9 protein-coding genes are annotated in these 14,093 nt (G+C 73.8%); 4 read left to right on the top strand and 5 right to left on the bottom strand.

From position 1 onward, the window contains the following. The first annotated feature begins 38 nt into the window (after positions 1–38). Both ABH925_RS20560 and ABH925_RS20555 read left to right on the top strand, forming a co-directional pair. Positions 39–839 (top strand): SGNH/GDSL hydrolase family protein, encoded by an 801-nt coding sequence (locus tag ABH925_RS20560; protein WP_370149924.1) that lies wholly within the window; start codon positions 39–41, stop codon positions 837–839. Between the two features lie 365 nt (positions 840–1,204). Continuing rightward, a complete protein-coding gene (locus tag ABH925_RS20555; protein ID WP_370149921.1) occupies positions 1,205–2,536 on the top strand; it encodes a GNAT family N-acetyltransferase in 1,332 nt (443 codons plus the stop codon). Positions 2,537–2,749: 213 nt separating this feature from the next. On the opposite strand, the gene glmS is transcribed toward ABH925_RS20555, so the two are convergent. The 3 genes from glmS to lnt all read right to left on the bottom strand — a co-directional run bounded on the left by glmS (position 2,750) and on the right by lnt (position 6,718). Further along, complete coding sequence (glmS, locus tag ABH925_RS20550) at positions 2,750–4,576, bottom strand: glutamine--fructose-6-phosphate transaminase (isomerizing) (protein WP_370149919.1); 1,827 nt, start codon at positions 4,574–4,576, stop codon at positions 2,750–2,752. Between the two features lie 75 nt (positions 4,577–4,651). Beyond that, the gene (locus ABH925_RS20545; RefSeq protein ID WP_370149916.1) at positions 4,652–4,918 is read right to left on the bottom strand and encodes a hypothetical protein; all 267 of its coding nucleotides are present in this window, start codon (positions 4,916–4,918) and stop codon (positions 4,652–4,654) included. A gap of 219 nt (positions 4,919–5,137) precedes the next feature. Then, positions 5,138–6,718 carry an apolipoprotein N-acyltransferase gene (gene lnt / locus ABH925_RS20540; protein ID WP_370149914.1) on the bottom strand — a complete coding sequence of 527 codons (1,581 nt, stop codon included), beginning with the start codon at positions 6,716–6,718 and terminating at the stop codon, positions 5,138–5,140. 164 nt (positions 6,719–6,882) lie between these two features. Between lnt and ABH925_RS20535 the strand changes: the two genes are divergently transcribed. Beyond that, positions 6,883–7,281, top strand: coding sequence for a hypothetical protein (locus tag ABH925_RS20535; protein WP_370149912.1), 399 nt, complete (start codon positions 6,883–6,885; stop codon positions 7,279–7,281). 79 nt (positions 7,282–7,360) lie between these two features. Here ABH925_RS20535 and ABH925_RS20530 read toward each other — a convergent pair whose 3' ends face one another. Then, a complete protein-coding gene (locus ABH925_RS20530; RefSeq protein ID WP_370149911.1) occupies positions 7,361–10,492 on the bottom strand; it encodes a tetratricopeptide repeat protein in 3,132 nt (1,043 codons plus the stop codon). Next, positions 10,489–12,363: an HSP90 family protein gene (locus ABH925_RS20525; protein ID WP_370149909.1), complete on the bottom strand. Its 1,875-nt coding sequence runs from the start codon at positions 12,361–12,363 to the stop codon at positions 10,489–10,491. The genes ABH925_RS20530 and ABH925_RS20525 overlap by 4 nt, the downstream gene beginning before the upstream one ends. Before the next feature lie 268 nt (positions 12,364–12,631). On the opposite strand from ABH925_RS20525, the gene ABH925_RS20520 reads away from it, so the two are divergent. Next, positions 12,632–14,074: an aspartate aminotransferase family protein gene (locus ABH925_RS20520; RefSeq protein WP_370149907.1), complete on the top strand. Its 1,443-nt coding sequence runs from the start codon at positions 12,632–12,634 to the stop codon at positions 14,072–14,074. The last annotated feature ends 19 nt before the right edge of the window (positions 14,075–14,093 follow it).

Below are 14,093 nucleotides of genomic sequence, written 5' to 3'. Positions count from 1 at the left end.
GCAGGACGTCCGGCCCGAGGCCCTAGGATCGTTGCACTATGAATCAGGTTCACCGCATCCGGAGCATGGTCGCGCTCGGCGACTCGTTCACCGAGGGCATGTGCGACACCGTGCTGCCCGACGGCCACTACCGTGGCTGGGCGGACCGCGTCGCCGAACGCCTCGCCGCGGAGCTGGCCCGCGCCGAGGACGGAGCGGAGTTCCGGTACGCCAACCTGGCCGTGCGCGGGAAGCTGATCGGCCAGATCGCCGACGAGCAGGGCGACGCGGCCGTCGCCCTCGGCGGCGAGCTGGTCACCCTGGCCGGCGGCCTCAACGACGTGATGCGCCCCGGCTGCGACCTCGACCACGTCGAACGCACCCTCGGCGGCCTCGCCGAGAAGCTCGCCGTCGGCGCCCGGCAGGTCGTCATGTTCTACAGCGTCGACCCCAGCCGCCGGATGCGCGGCAGCGCCCGCATCATGCCGCAGACGCTGCGCCTGCAGCGCTTCGTCGGCGACCTCGCCCGTCGTCACGACAACATCGCCGTCGTCGACCTCTTCCACCTGCGGGCCTTCGACGACCCACGCATGTGGGCCGAGGACCGGCTGCACTTCTCCGCCGAGGGCCACCGCCGCGTCGCCGAGGCCGTCCTCCAGGCGCTCGGCTTCGAGCCGGAGTTCGACTGGCGCGAACCGCTCCCGCCCGCACCGCCGGTCCCGCGCATCGGCAAACTCCGTGCCGACCTCCGCTGGCTCCGCGTCCACGTCGGGCCGTGGGTCCTGCGCCGCCTGACCGGCAAGTCCTCCGGCGACGGCCGCCCCGCCAAGCGCCCCACCCTGGACCGCTTCCCCGCCTGACCGGCACCCCTGGCTCCGCCGTCCGCTCTCCCGTCCGCGCGCGCACTCGCCTTCCGCTATGCCTCGGACGAGGCCCTGATCCCGGGGCAGCGGTCGGGAACGCTTCCGGGCTCCGCACGCGTTCCTACAGGAGGGACTGTTCCTCCAGATCCCCGACCTGGGGCCGGAGTTGGCCGACGCGAGCACCTCCCGCGGAGTGCTTCCGGCGCGGGGGCGCCACCGCGGATACGCCGCCCGGCCGCTTCGGGTGTGGCGAAAGCGGACGAGGGACGTCCAAATGCGGACAAAGCGGCACCAAGCACTCTTTACGTTCTGGTCATGATCCGTTTGTGATCGCGAAACACCGGTTCGGCAGTATGCAGAGCATGGGAGACCTGAAGAACCTGACGAACCGTAAGCACCACTGGCGCCGCGACACCGTCGAGCTCTCGGCGGTCTTCATCGCGGTCGCACTCGCGGACCTGGTGGCGAACGTCGTCGTGCACGGGCACGACGGTCCGGTGCTGCTGGTGGCCTCCGCACTGGCACTGCTGGCCACGGCGGCGTGGCACAGCTGGTGGTCGCACCGCCACCCGCACGCACCACCGGGTCCGGCGCCGGGTGACATCGTCAGCTCGTCGCCCGCGTCCCCGGTGCTGTCCGCCGCGATGCCGCCGGAGCAGCAGGCGCTGTGGCGGATCAGGGCGACCGTGCCGGACTCCCCCGGCAGCCTGGCCATGCTGTGCCGGTCGCTGGCCGACCTGCCGGTGAACATCATCGCCATGCAGGCTCACCCGCTCGCCGAGGAGACCGTCGACGAGTTCCTGGTGCAGGCCCGGATCGAGACCGACCCGCAGGACATCAGCCGGGCCGTGGTCGCCGCCGGGGGCACCGAGGTGTGGCTGGAGCGGGCGGACGCGCACGACCGGGTCGACCTGCCGACCCGCATTCTCAACCTGGCCACCCGCACCGCCCTGGACGCCGCCGAACTCCCGCTGGCGCTGCGCCAGTTGTTCGGACGCTGCAGCATCCGCTCGGTACCGGCCGAGATCGACGAGGACGAGCTGGACGGCAGCACGATGCGGCTGCGCGACCCGTCCGGCGGGCTGCTGGAGATCACCCGCGACCAGCCGCCGTTCACACCCACCGAGTTCGCCCGGGCCCGGGCCCTGGTCGAGCTGGACGCGCAGTTGGGTCCCCGGGTGCCGGACACCCGGGCCGAGCTGACCCTGCCCATCGGCGGGGCGCTGACCGTGCGCCGGGCCGACCCGTCCGACCGCGTGGCGGCGGTGGCGCTGCACGAACGCTGCAGCACCCGCACGCTGCGCCAGCGCTATCACGGCCCGGCCGCCGACAGCGACCGCTACCTGGGCCACCTGCTGGAACCCCGCTACGGTCAGACGCTGACCACGGAGACCCCGGACGGCGAGCTCGTCGCCCTCGCCCACCTGATGTGGGACGGGGACAGCGCCGAGATCGCGGTGCTGGTCGAGGACGCCTGGCAGCGGCGCGGGCTCGGCAGCGAGCTGGTGCGTCGGCTGGCCGAACTGGCCCGCGACGCCGGGATCGGCGAGGTCTACGCGGTGACCACCGCGTCCAACAGCAGCATGGTGGCCACCCTGCGCCGCCTCGGCGTCCCGCTGGACTACCAGGTCGAGGACGGCACCCTGGTCATCACCGCCCACCTCGCCCTGGAAGCCGCCCCGGCCACCCACTGACCCGACGGCGGGCACAGAGCCCGCCGCCGGGATCGGGGCAGCGCAACCATGCTGTGACCGAGCCTGCACGCTCTGCTGCCAGTAGCGCCAGGGACATGCGGGAACTTGCACGTGACAGCGCGGTGGCATGAATCTCGGCTGCGCGTCGGCCGCTGGACGCGCCGGGGGCGCGAGGCAAAGGCCTCGCGCCCCCGGTGGTGGGTCGGGTTGTGGCTACTCGACGGTGACGCTCTTGGCGAGGTTGCGGGGCTTGTCCACGTCCCGCTCCAGCGCGACCGCCGCGTAGTACGCGAACAGCTGCAGCGGGATGCCGAGCAGGATCGGGTCGAGCTCCGGCTCGTTCCTGGGCACCAGGATGGCGTCCTCGGCGAGCTTGGCGTCGGGACGGGTGTGGCCGACCATCAGCACCGGGCCGCGGCGGGCGCGGATCTCGCCCAGCGTGGTGAGGTTCTTCTCCAGCAGCTCGTCGTCCGGGACGATGGCGACGGTCGGCAGCTCCGGGCCGATCAGCGCCAGCGGTCCGTGCTTGAGCTCGCTCGCCGGGTAGGCCTCGGCGTGGACGTAGGAGACCTCCTTGAGCTTCTGCGCGCCCTCGCGGGCCACCGGGAAGCCGCGCACGCGACCGATGAACATCATCCCGTCGTGGCTGGCGTACTTGGCGGCGAGCTCGGCGATCTCCTTCTCCTGCGCGACGATCTCGCGGATCTGGCCGGGCAGCGCCTTGAGGCCGGCGCAGATGCGGGTGCCGTCGGCGGGCGACAGGTCGTGCACCCGGCCGAGGTGCAGCGCGATCAGCGCGAAGGCCACGGCGGTGGAGGTGAACGCCTTGGTGGAGGCGACCGAGATCTCCGGACCCGCGTGCAGGTACATGCCGCCGTCGCACTCGCGGGCGATGGCGCTGCCCACGGTGTTGACGACGCCGAGGACCCGGCCACCCTTGCGCTTGATCTCCTGGACCGCGGCCAGGGTGTCGTAGGTCTCGCCGGACTGGCTGACCGCGATGTAGAGGGTGTCCGCCTCGATCACCGGGTTGCGGTAGCGGAATTCGGAGGCCGGCTCGGCGTGGGCGGGGATCCGGGCCAGCTCCTCGATGAGCTGGGCGCCCAGCTCACCCGAGTAGTACGCGGAGCCGCAGCCGAGGATCTTGACCCGGCGGAAGGCGCGGGCCTCGCGGGCGTCCATGTTCAGGCCGCCGAGGTGCGCGGTGGAGAAGCGCTCGTCGACCCGGCCGCTGAGGGTGCGCTCGACCGACGCGGGCTGCTCGTGAATCTCCTTGAGCAGGAAGTGGGCGTGGCCCGCCGTGTCGTAGGAGGCCTCCTCCCAGTCCACCGTGGAGGGCTGCTTGGCGGTGGCGCGGGCGTCCTCCTGGGTGAAGGTGTTGAAGCCGTCGGCGCGCACGGTCGCCAGCTCGCCGTCGTCCAGGTGCACGACCTGGCGGGTGTAGCGGACCAGGGCGGAGACGTCGGAGGCGGCGAACATCTCCTTCTCGCCGATGCCCAGCACGATCGGGCTGCCGTTGCGGGCCACCACGATCTTGTCGGGCTGCTGGGCGTCCAGCACCGCGATGCCGTAGGTGCCGACGATGCGCTTGAGCGCGGCGCGGACGGCGTCCTCCAGCTCCACGCCCTCCTGGGAGAGGCTGGCGATCAGGTGAACGAGCACCTCGGTGTCGGTCTCGGACTGGAACACCACGCCCTCGGCCTCCAGCTTGGCCCGCAGCTCGTCGGCGTTCTCGATGATGCCGTTGTGGACCACCGCGATGCGCTCGGCGCCGTCCAGGTGCGGGTGCGAGTTGGCGTCGCTGGGCTCGCCGTGGGTGGCCCAGCGGGTGTGGCCGATGCCGGTCTTGCCCGCGAACCGTGCCGGGACCAGGGCGGCGAGCTCGCCGACCCGGCCCTTGCTCTTGCGGACCTTGAGCGTGCCCTTGGTCGCCACGGCGACGCCCGCGGAGTCGTAACCGCGGTACTCGAGGCGCTGGAGCCCCTCCAGCAGGATGGGCGCGGCGTCCCGGGAACCGATATAGGCGACGATGCCACACATGTGCGGACTCCTTCGTTGAGGGTGATCGAAGAGAGGTGTTCAGGAAACGTGGTGAGGGGGTGCGGCCCGGCGGGCTCAGCCGTAGACGAGACGGCGCAGCTGGCGAACGGACAGCTCGGGTGCCCTGACCCGGCGCTGCCGCAGTTCGGCGGCGATCCGCTCGAAGATCCGGTCGTTGGTGAGCCCGCGCGCCTGCAGTTCCGCGTGCCGACGGCGGACGTACTCGTCCGCGCTCTCGGCGAAGTACGCGAGCACGTCAGCGACGACCCGGGCGGCCTCGTTGGGGCCGAGGGCCGTGGTGCGCGCGAGATGCTCCAGGAGATCGTCGTGCGCGGGTGCCAACGCGGGCGCACCTGCGGTTCGAGGTGCGGCACGCGGTGCGGTGCGAGGTGCGGCTGCGGAGCTGGACACGAAGAGTGACCTTACGCATCTCGCCTGACGAAACCAAGAATCCTGCCCGAAATCGGGCAGGATCTCGCACGGTCGGACCTTCTGCTGCGCTGTGTGACGTCACGTGACGCAGGGTGCGCGCCGGCGAACCAGTGCTGGATCAGCAGTGGATCAGCGGCGACGGCCGCGCCGGGCCGCGACGAACCAGCCGGCGCCGCTCAGGGCCAGCAGCAGGCAGCACGCGGTGGGCACCCAGTTGCCCCAGGAATCGTAGAGGGTGCTTCCGGTGGCCAGCGGCATGGGGTAGGTCGCGCTGCCGCGGTCGTCCTTGCCCAGCGTGCGTCCGACCTGCCGTCCCAGCGGGTCGTAGGCGACGCTGACCCCGGTGAGCGTCGCCTGGACGACCGGGCGTCCGGTCTCGGCGGCGCGCAGCGCGGCCAGCGAGGCGTGCTGCTCGGGGGCGGAGGTGTTCTGGAAGGTCGAGGTCGAGGACTGGATCACCACCACCTGGGCGCCGTCCCTGACCAGGGTGCGGCTCATGTCCGGGAAGGCCGACTCGAAGCAGACCAGCGGACCGATCCGGAGCGTCCCGCCGCCCGGCTCCGGCACGGTCATCACCACCGGCGTGCTGCCCCGGCGGCGGTCGACGGCGGCGGCCTTGGACAGGTCGGCTATCCAGCCGAGGACCGGCCGTAGCGGGATGTACTCGCCGAACGGCACCAGCCGGATCTTGTCGTAGCGCTGCCCGGTCAGGCCCTGCGGGCCGATCAGCACCGAGCTTTTGTAGATGCCGCCGCTGCCCGGGCGCATCGCGTCCACGTTGACCAGCAGGTCGGCGCCGACCCGGGAGGACAGCGCAGCCAGCTGGGCGGTCAGGTCCGGACGGGCGCCCAGGTCGTACCCGAGGCTGCTCTCGCCCCAGACCACCAGGTCGGGCCGGGTGCCGACGAGACCGCCGGTGATCTGCTCGCCGTGCTGGGTCCGGTCGTCCAGGTCGGTGGTGCCGCCCGGCTGCACCACCGCGATCTCGGCGGTGGCCCCGGTCAGCCGGGGCTGCGGGGCCCACGCGCAGGCGGCCAGGGTGCCCGCGGCCAGCGCGGTCAGGGTGGCGTAGGCGACGGCCGAGCGACCCCAGGCGGCTATCAGCACCACCACCGCGGTGTTCACCGCGACCAGGACGAGACTGTCCAGCCACACCCCGCCGACCGAGGCCAGCACCAGCGCCGCGTGCTGCCGGTACTGGCTGGCCCCCAGCAGTGCCCAGGGTCCGCCGAGGTACTGCCAGGAGCGGATGGTCTCGATCGCCAGCCATCCGCACGGGACCAGGACGACCGCCGCCAGCGCCCGGCCCGCGTCCGGACTGCCGTGCAGCAGCCGCCAGACCAGCCAGCCCCAGGGCACCCAGAACAGCCCCATCAGCGCGGCCACGACCAGGATCGCCACGCTGAGGGTGGGGATCAGCCAGCTCATCACACCGACCAGGAAGCCCAGGCCGCCGTACCAGGCCAGGCGCATCGCCCGGCGGCCGGTCGGCGCGGCGCGCAGCACCAGCATCAGCGGGACCAGGCAGACGTAGGCGAACCACCACCACCCGAAGGTCGGGAAGACCAGCACCGGCAGCGCCCCGGTGACGGCGGCCAGCAGCGGCATCGCGGCCCGGCGGCCGAGCCGGCGCAGCCGCCCGTGGCCTGCCGCCGGGGGCGGTCCGGGCTCCGCCCCGGCCGGCGGCGTCCGCTCCGTCTCAGCAGCCATCGGACCTCTCCCGGCGACGAAAGTCACGTGACCTCAGCCCTCTCCCACGCTTCCCAAGGCAACCACTTCAGTGTCCGTGCATTCCCCCTGCTCAGCACCTCGAATCCGGGGATCGGCTTCCGATCCGGCAAGGGCTGGGGCACCCTGGATCCAGGGAGGCTGACATGGCATCACTTCCGCCCCGCAGGCGGCGAGCACACCATGACATCAACGATCTGTCCACACGTGCGCGGTACCGCCCGCGGAACGTCCCCGGAGTGCTCGGCCGCAGGCCCCGGGGGCAGCGGCTCGGCGTCGATCTGACCGTACTGGTGCTGCTGCCGCTGTGGCCGTTCATCGCCTATCCGCTGCAGCGCCGGCACATCCTGGACAGCGTCACCCGCCACTCGGTGGTGATCGCGCTCAGCGCGCCGATGCGCTTCCTGGCGGACCGGCTGCTCAGGAGCCGCGGGAACGACGGCGGCTGGGGCTGGGGCCCACCGTCCGCAGGTGACCGCGAACCGCGGCGTCCCCGGTCCGGACCGCCGACGGACGCCATCGCGCTGACCGAACCGCACAGCTGAGCTTCCGGTCCGCCGGGTGCCGGGGACCAGGGCCATGGGGCCCCGGTCCCCGCCGGGGAGGTCGGGAGGTCGGGAACGGCTATCCGCGTCCGCCCACGCTGTCCTCCGCCGTCCCCTGGCGCTCCAGCCAGTCCAGCATCGACTGCGCGCGCCCGGCCAGTGCCGCCTGCCGCTGGTCGTCCGGGTCGATCAGCGCCAGTGCCTCGGTGAGCTCGGCGACCGCCGCCCCGTGCTCCTCCAGCGCGATCCTGACGGCGGCGCCGTCGGTCCGCGCCTGAACGGCCAGGGTGGTTCCCGGTCCGCCGAGCGCGGCGAAGGCGTCGGCCGCGCGACGGAACAACTCCCAGGACTCCCGGTAGAGCTCCGGCTGCGAGCCGCCGACGAGTTCGGCGTCGTTCCAGCCCTCGTCCTCGGCCACGTCCCGCAGCAGCGCGGCGAGCTGACGCCAGGTGTCGGCCAGCTCGTGCCGCAGCGCGGCCGCGTGCTCCGGGTCGAGCCGCATCTCGGGCTGCTGACCGGACGGCTGGTCGGGCCGCTCGGCGCCGGCCGGCTCGGCCAGCGCCGCTGCGGCGACCTGAGCGGCCTCCAGCATCAGCGCCCGGCCGGGGTCGGCCGAGCGTCCGGCGGCGAAGGTCTGCCAGGCGCGCGCCCGCAGCGTGCGGACGACCATCGTCGGCACGCCCGCCTCCGCCCACAGGCCCTGGGCCCGGAGATAGGCGGCATCGGCCTGCTCGGCACGCCCGGCCGCGCTCAGCGACTCGGCGGTCCGCGAGGCCAGCTGCGCCAAAGCACCGGGATCCCCCCAGCCCTCCGCGACCTGCGCGGCACGCGCGAACTGCTCCGCCGCGTCCGCGTGCTCGCGCAACTCGCCGAGGCAGTCGCCGAGCATCCGGCGCGCGCCCACCTCGGCCTGCTCGCCATGCGCCAGCAGGTCCGGCAGCGCGGCCTGCAGCACCTCGGCCGCCTCGGCGTGGCGTCCGAGCGCCTGGTAGGCGTGCGCGAGCCGGTAGCGGGCCACCGCGCCCAGGTGGGCGCCCTGGCCTGCCTCATCCAGCCAGCGGGTGGCCTCCAGGGCGTGCTGGACCGTCTCCTCGTAGGCCTCACGGCCCGAGAGCAGGTCGGCGAGCAGCAGCCGGGTCTGTCCGATCTCGACGGGCTCAAGGAAGTCGGCGCCGAGCCGCAGCGCCTCCAGGGCAGTGGCCTCGGCCGCCGCCGGGTCGCCCTGTTCGGCCTGGATCCGGGAGAGCGGGACCAGGGCGTCGGCGGCCCGCCAGGGCTCCTCCGCCCGCAGGAAGCCGTCGGCGGCGGCGCGCAGTTCGGCGGCGGCCGGGCCCGGCTCCCGCTGGACCAGCGCGGCCCGGGTGTGGTGCGCGTCGGCCAGCAGCGCCAGCAGTCGCCGGGTGTCCGGCGCAGCCGTCGCGTCCGGGTCGGCCGGCGCGGAGTCGGCGACCCGCCGCAGTTCGGCGAGCGCCTCCTCGGCCGCCGGGCGGTGTTCCTCGGCGCCGCGTTCGGTGACCAGAAGGGCGAGGACACGGGCCTGGCAGAGCAGCGTCACGGCGAGCTGACGAGCCGTCGCCCGCCCCGTCACATACTCCGCCGTGGCCAGCGCCACGGCGGCCGCCGCCCGGATCCTGGCCTCGTCCGGCGCGTCACCGAAGGCGACTGACAGGGCCGCCCTGGCCTCGTTGATCGCCGCCTCGCCGGGCTCCCCGGCGGCCCGGAACTCCGCCGCGGCCTCCCGGAAGGCGGCTTCGGCGGTCGACCGGTCGGCGCCACCGGCGCGGATGCCGCGCTGGACCGCCAGTTCGGCCCGGAGCAGCGGTTCGCGCTGCGGCTCGCACTGCGGTTCGTTCTGCTGCTCACCCCGCTGTTCGTCCTGCTCGCCGCGCTCGCCCAGGGCGGCTTCGACCGCGAGCCAGGCCTGACGGGACGTCGGGTGCCCGCTGTCGCGCAGGCGCCGGGCCTCGGTGAGCAGCTGCTGGACCCGGTCCGGCCCGGCGCCGTCGGTGTCACCCCCATGGGTCTCGGCGCCATCCGTCTGCGCGCCATCCCTCCGGGCGGAGGACGCCGCCTTCGGACGGACCGGCGCCGTTCCGGGCAGCACCGCGTTGACGCCCAGCGGCAGCCGGTCGAACAGCGGCTGCTGGGCGACCGCCCCGGCGCTGCGCCGGGAGACCGCGTCGGTGCCGTTGCGCTGGTCGAACCGGGCGCCGAGGTCGACCCGCAGCGCCTCGCTGTGGTCCAGCAGCGTGGCCACCGTCCAGCCGCGGCCCTGCGGTCCGGTCACGGCCTGCTCGCCCAGGCCCAGCGTGCGCACTCGGCCCAGCAGCAGCACCGCGGACTCGGCGAAGCTCAGGGTGCTGTCGGGGTTCCCGCCGTCGGCCAGGTGCCGGGCGTGCTCGGCCAGGATCTCCAGGCCGCGCGCCTCGTTGCCGGTCAGCGCGCAGAACTCGATGTGGCGGGCGATGGTCGGCAGCAGGCTCTCGTTGCCGCGCGCCATCCGGTAGCCGCGCAGGTGGTTGCTGCGGGCCTGGTCGAGCAGGCCGAGCCGCAGCAGCGGCAGCAGCGAGTACGACAGCACCCGGTGCGGCTCCTCGGCACAGCTCAGCCTGCCCCCGAGCACCGGATCCCAGAGCTCCATGGCGCGCTCGTCGTGCCCCTGCTCGGCCTCCCAGTAGCCGAGGCCGCCCGCCTCGCAGGCGTGGCAGTTGCTCATCCGGTCGCGCTCGCCGGCGGTCCACTCGGCGTAGGCGCGCTCGGTGCGCGGCAGGTCGCCCAAGTGACGGGCGACGTAGTACTCCTCGACCCGGACCGTCCTGGAGTTGTAGCCGGCCAGCCGGTAGCGGCGCTCCATCTCGACCAGCCAGTGCTCGATCGAGGCAAGCGGGATGTCCGGGTAGTCGATCATGCTGCCGGTGACCCACTTGAAGCGCCAGAACAGCTCGTAGGCCATCTGGTCGTCGAACTGGCCGGCGTCCTCGTCCCACATCTGCAGCATCCGCGCGAACGGCACGAACATCTTGCTGCGCTCGGCGCTGTACTCGTACGCGGTGATCAGCGCGGACAGGGTCTCCAGCAGCAGCCCGCGGTCGCCGGTCCGCTCGGCCCTGGCGACCAGTTCCTCGGCGCGTGCGTTGCGCAGCGCGCCGTTCGGGGAGTGGTGGTTCTCCCCCATCGCGGCGCGGATCTGCTCCGCCTGGTCCTCGCTCATCGGCTCTCCCCCTGGTCGTTCTTGTGGTCAGGCGTGCGGTTGTCGTGGGTGGCCCAGTCCAGCAGCCCCAGGAAGGAGCGGTTGAGCAGCGCCGAGTCGGCCGGGCTCAGCGGCCGCCGGGAGAGCAGCAGGGCCTGCCCGTAGAGGGCCTCGACGGCGATCCCGGCGAGCTCCTGGTCCTCGATCGAGGCGATCCGGCGCACCAGCGGGTTGTGGTGGTTGAGCACCAGCCGGGCCCGGGGCGCGCTGCCGCGCAGGGCGCCGAGGATCCCGGCCCACAGCGCGTCGGAACTCTCCTCCGCACGGGCCCGCTCCCGCTCGTGCCGGGCGTCGCGGTCGTCCAGGTGCAGCGCGGGCACGCCGACCGGCTCGAAGGTGCGCAGCGCCACGTCGCAGTCCAGCGGGTCGAGCCGGGTCCGGGCGGTGGCCAGGAAACCGGCCAGGGCCAGCTCGGCGGCGGGGTCGACCGGGTCCAGGCTCGCGGTGACGGCGCCCGCGTCGAGGTCGGCGACCACGGTGCCGGGCAGGACCTGCGGGAGCAGTGCGACCAGGTCGGCGTCGTAGGTGTAGCCGCCGTTCACCACGCCGATGCCCTGCGCGGCGGCGATCGGCGCGATCTGCCGGAACTCCTCGACGGTGGGCGCGATGTGGACGGTGCCGTGGTCCCGGGCGAAGCGCTCCAGGGTGGAGCGGCCCTCGCTGGTCTCCACCGTGAGCCAGGGCAGCATCAGCCCCAGCATCTCCGGATCGTGCCTGGCCAGGGACTTGACGCCGAGCTGGTGCACGGCCAGGAAGCGGCCCAGCCGGTCCGGGTCGCCGGCGGCCAGGGTGCTCAGCCAGTCCCGGACCGTACCGCCCAGCGCCTCCCGGACCGCGGCCAGCGTCTCGTCCTCGTAGAGGCTCTCGCGCGAGGCGGTGGGCCGCAGCGTGTCGGTGTCCAGCACACAGCGGACGAAGAACGCCCAGTCCGGCAGCAGTCCCTCGGCACGGTCGGTGAGCAGCATGCCCTTGAGCGAGACCCGGTGGCCGCCGCGCTGGGCGGGGCTGGCCGCGGCCGGGAGGATGTAGCCGACTCCGCGGATCCCGGCCAGCGGCACGTCCAGCTCGATGACGTCCAGCGGCTCGAAGCCGAACAGCTCGGCGCAGTGCCCCGCCAGCGCGACCCGCCGCGCGGCGGGGGTGGCGAAGGGCCGGTTCCACACCGGCGGCAGGTCGCTGACCTGGTGCCGCTGCCCGTCCTGGTCCACCACGGCCACGTCGTAGGGCAGCAGCGAGCCGAAGTCCCGCGCCAGTTCCAGTACGCGCTGCGGGGTCAGCCACTCCCCCGTGCCGGGCCGGGCGACCAGGTGCACGGTGGTGCCGGGCTCGGTGCGGGCGTCCTCGGGGAGCTGCCGCACGGTGTAGGAGCCGTCGTCCCGCGCGGCCCACTCGACCGGCGGCTGCTCCGGGTGCCGCGCCGAGCGACTGACCACCCGGATCTCCTGAGCCACCACGAAGCAGGCCAGCAGCCCGATGCCGAACTGTCCGAGGAACTCGCGCCGCGCCGACTCCAGGCCGTCGCGCTTGGAGCTGCGGCCGATGGTGGCCAGCAGGGTGTGGACGTCGCTGCTGGTCAGGCCGATGCCGGAGTCCTCGATCCGCAGCTCGCCGGCTCCCGCGTGCAGCCGGACCAGGGCCGGCGCGGCGGGGTCGTCGAGGCGGCGGGCGGTGATCGCGTCCACGGCGTTCTGCAGCAGCTCCCGGACGTACACCCGGGGGCTGGAGTACAGGTGGTGGGAGAGCAGGTCGACCAGGCCGCGCAGGTCGACCTGGAAGGTGTGGGCGGACGGTTCGGAGCCGCTCGCAGCGGCAGGGCGTGCGTCTGGTGTCATCGGCTGGGTGCACGGAGGCTGCGCGGCACGCCGTTGCGGGCTGCGCCGGGAACGGCGCCGCCGGAGCGGGCATGGGCAGGCGCGCGGGTCAGGGCGATCAGCAGCTGATCGCACGGGCGGGAGGAGGACCCATGGTAGGGCCGGGGTCTGACGTCGGACCAGGGGATTCTTCGGTCCCCTGATCACTGGGACACACCCTGGCACAGGGGACTGACAGCCACCGGTCCGACCGCCGGACACCGCGCCCGCCCACCGTACGATCGGGCGCATGAACGACTTCCGCGCGGCCGGGCACGCCGCTGTCGACCTGCTGGCGGACTACCTGGGTGGGCTGGCCGAGGGACCGGTCTGGCAGGCCATGGACCCGGCCGCGCGCGAGCGGCTGCTCGGACTGCCGCTGCCGCGGCAGGGGCGCGGTCTGGACCAGCTGGTCCGCGACATCGGCGCCGACGTGCTGCCGTACCCGATGGGCAACGGCCACCCGCGCTTCTTCGGCTGGGTCAACGCCGCGCCCGCCCCGGCCGGGGTGCTGGCGACGCTGGCCGCAGCCGCGATGAACCCCAGCTCGGCCGGCGGCGACCACGCCGACGTTCACCTGGAGCGCACGGTGGTGCGCTGGATCGCCGAGCTCGCCGGCTTCCCGCACCCGCCCGGCGCCGGGCTGCTCACCTCCGGCACGTCGATGGCCACCATCGTCGCCCTGGGTACCGCACGCGACCGCGCCGCCCGCGCGCTGGGCGTCGACGTACGCGAGGAGGGCATGGCCGCGCTGCCCCCGCTGGTCGGCTACGTCAGCGCGGAGACCCACTCCTGCGTCCGCAAGGCTGCCGAGCTGCTGGGCCTGGGCAGCCGCAACCTGCGCGCGGTGCGCACCGACGCGGCCGGTCACCTGGATCCGGTGGCCCTGCGCGAGCAGGTCAGGGCCGACCGGGCGGCCGGGCTGCGGCCCTTCCTCGCCGTGGCCTCGGCCGGGACGGTCAACACCGGCGCGGTCGACGACCTCGCCGCGATCGCCGACGTCTGCGCCGAGGAGGAGCTGTGGTTCCACGTCGACGGCGCCTACGGTGCGTTCGGCGTGCTCGACCCGGTCGTCGCCCACCGCTACGCGGGGCTGGACCGCGCCGACTCGCTGGCGCTGGACCCGCACAAGTGGCTGGGCGTGCCGGTGGACTGCGGCTGCGTCCTGGTCCGCGACGCCGAGGAGCTGCGCGGCGCCTTCAGCCTGGTCCCGTCCTACCTGCGCGACGAGAAGGCCGACGGACTGCGCTGGTTCTCCGAACTGGGCTGGTTCTCCGAGTACGGCATCGAGCAGACCCGGCCGTTCCGCTCGCTCAAGGTGTGGGCGACCATCGCCGCGTCCGGCCGCGAGGGCATCAGCCGGGACGTCGCCCACTGCACCGCGATGGCGCGCCGTCTGGGCGAACTGGTCGCCGCCGCGCCCGAGCTGGAGCTGGTCGCCCCGGTGGAGACCTCGATCACCGCCTTCCGCTTCGCCCCTGACGGGGTGTCCGCGGACCGGCTGGAGGGCGTCAACCGGCGGCTGGCGGTGGCCGTCCAGGAGCGTGGCCGGGCCTTCGTCACCGGCACCGTCCTGGACGGCCGCGAGGCGCTGCGGGCCTGCCTGATCAACCCGGCGGTCCGCGAGGAGGACCTGGCCGTCCTGGTCGCCGAGGTCCGCGCGGCGGCGGCGGAGCTGCTCGCCGCCGGCTGACGCCCCGCCGCGGCGGGGC

This window comes from Streptacidiphilus sp. EB129 (assembly GCF_041262645.1).
Taxonomy (GTDB): Bacteria; Actinomycetota; Actinomycetes; order Streptomycetales; family Streptomycetaceae; genus Streptacidiphilus.
Note: the sequence above shows the minus strand (reverse complement) of the source record. Positions and strands in the feature narration are given on the sequence as shown.

Excerpts from the sequence above, each read along its gene's own strand:
- ABH925_RS20520 (WP_370149907.1), top strand. The coding sequence starts at position 12,632 with ATGAACGACTTCCGCGCGGCCGGGCACGCCGCTGTCGACCTGCTGGCG.
- ABH925_RS20560 (WP_370149924.1), top strand. The coding sequence starts at position 39 with ATGAATCAGGTTCACCGCATCCGGAGCATGGTCGCGCTCGGCGACTCG.
- glmS (WP_370149919.1), bottom strand. The coding sequence starts at position 4,576 with ATGTGTGGCATCGTCGCCTATATCGGTTCCCGGGACGCCGCGCCCATC.
- ABH925_RS20525 (WP_370149909.1), bottom strand. The coding sequence starts at position 12,363 with ATGACACCAGACGCACGCCCTGCCGCTGCGAGCGGCTCCGAACCGTCC.
- ABH925_RS20530 (WP_370149911.1), bottom strand. The coding sequence starts at position 10,492 with ATGAGCGAGGACCAGGCGGAGCAGATCCGCGCCGCGATGGGGGAGAAC.
- lnt (WP_370149914.1), bottom strand. The coding sequence starts at position 6,718 with ATGGCTGCTGAGACGGAGCGGACGCCGCCGGCCGGGGCGGAGCCCGGA.
- ABH925_RS20555 (WP_370149921.1), top strand. The coding sequence starts at position 1,205 with ATGGGAGACCTGAAGAACCTGACGAACCGTAAGCACCACTGGCGCCGC.
- ABH925_RS20535 (WP_370149912.1), top strand. The coding sequence starts at position 6,883 with ATGGCATCACTTCCGCCCCGCAGGCGGCGAGCACACCATGACATCAAC.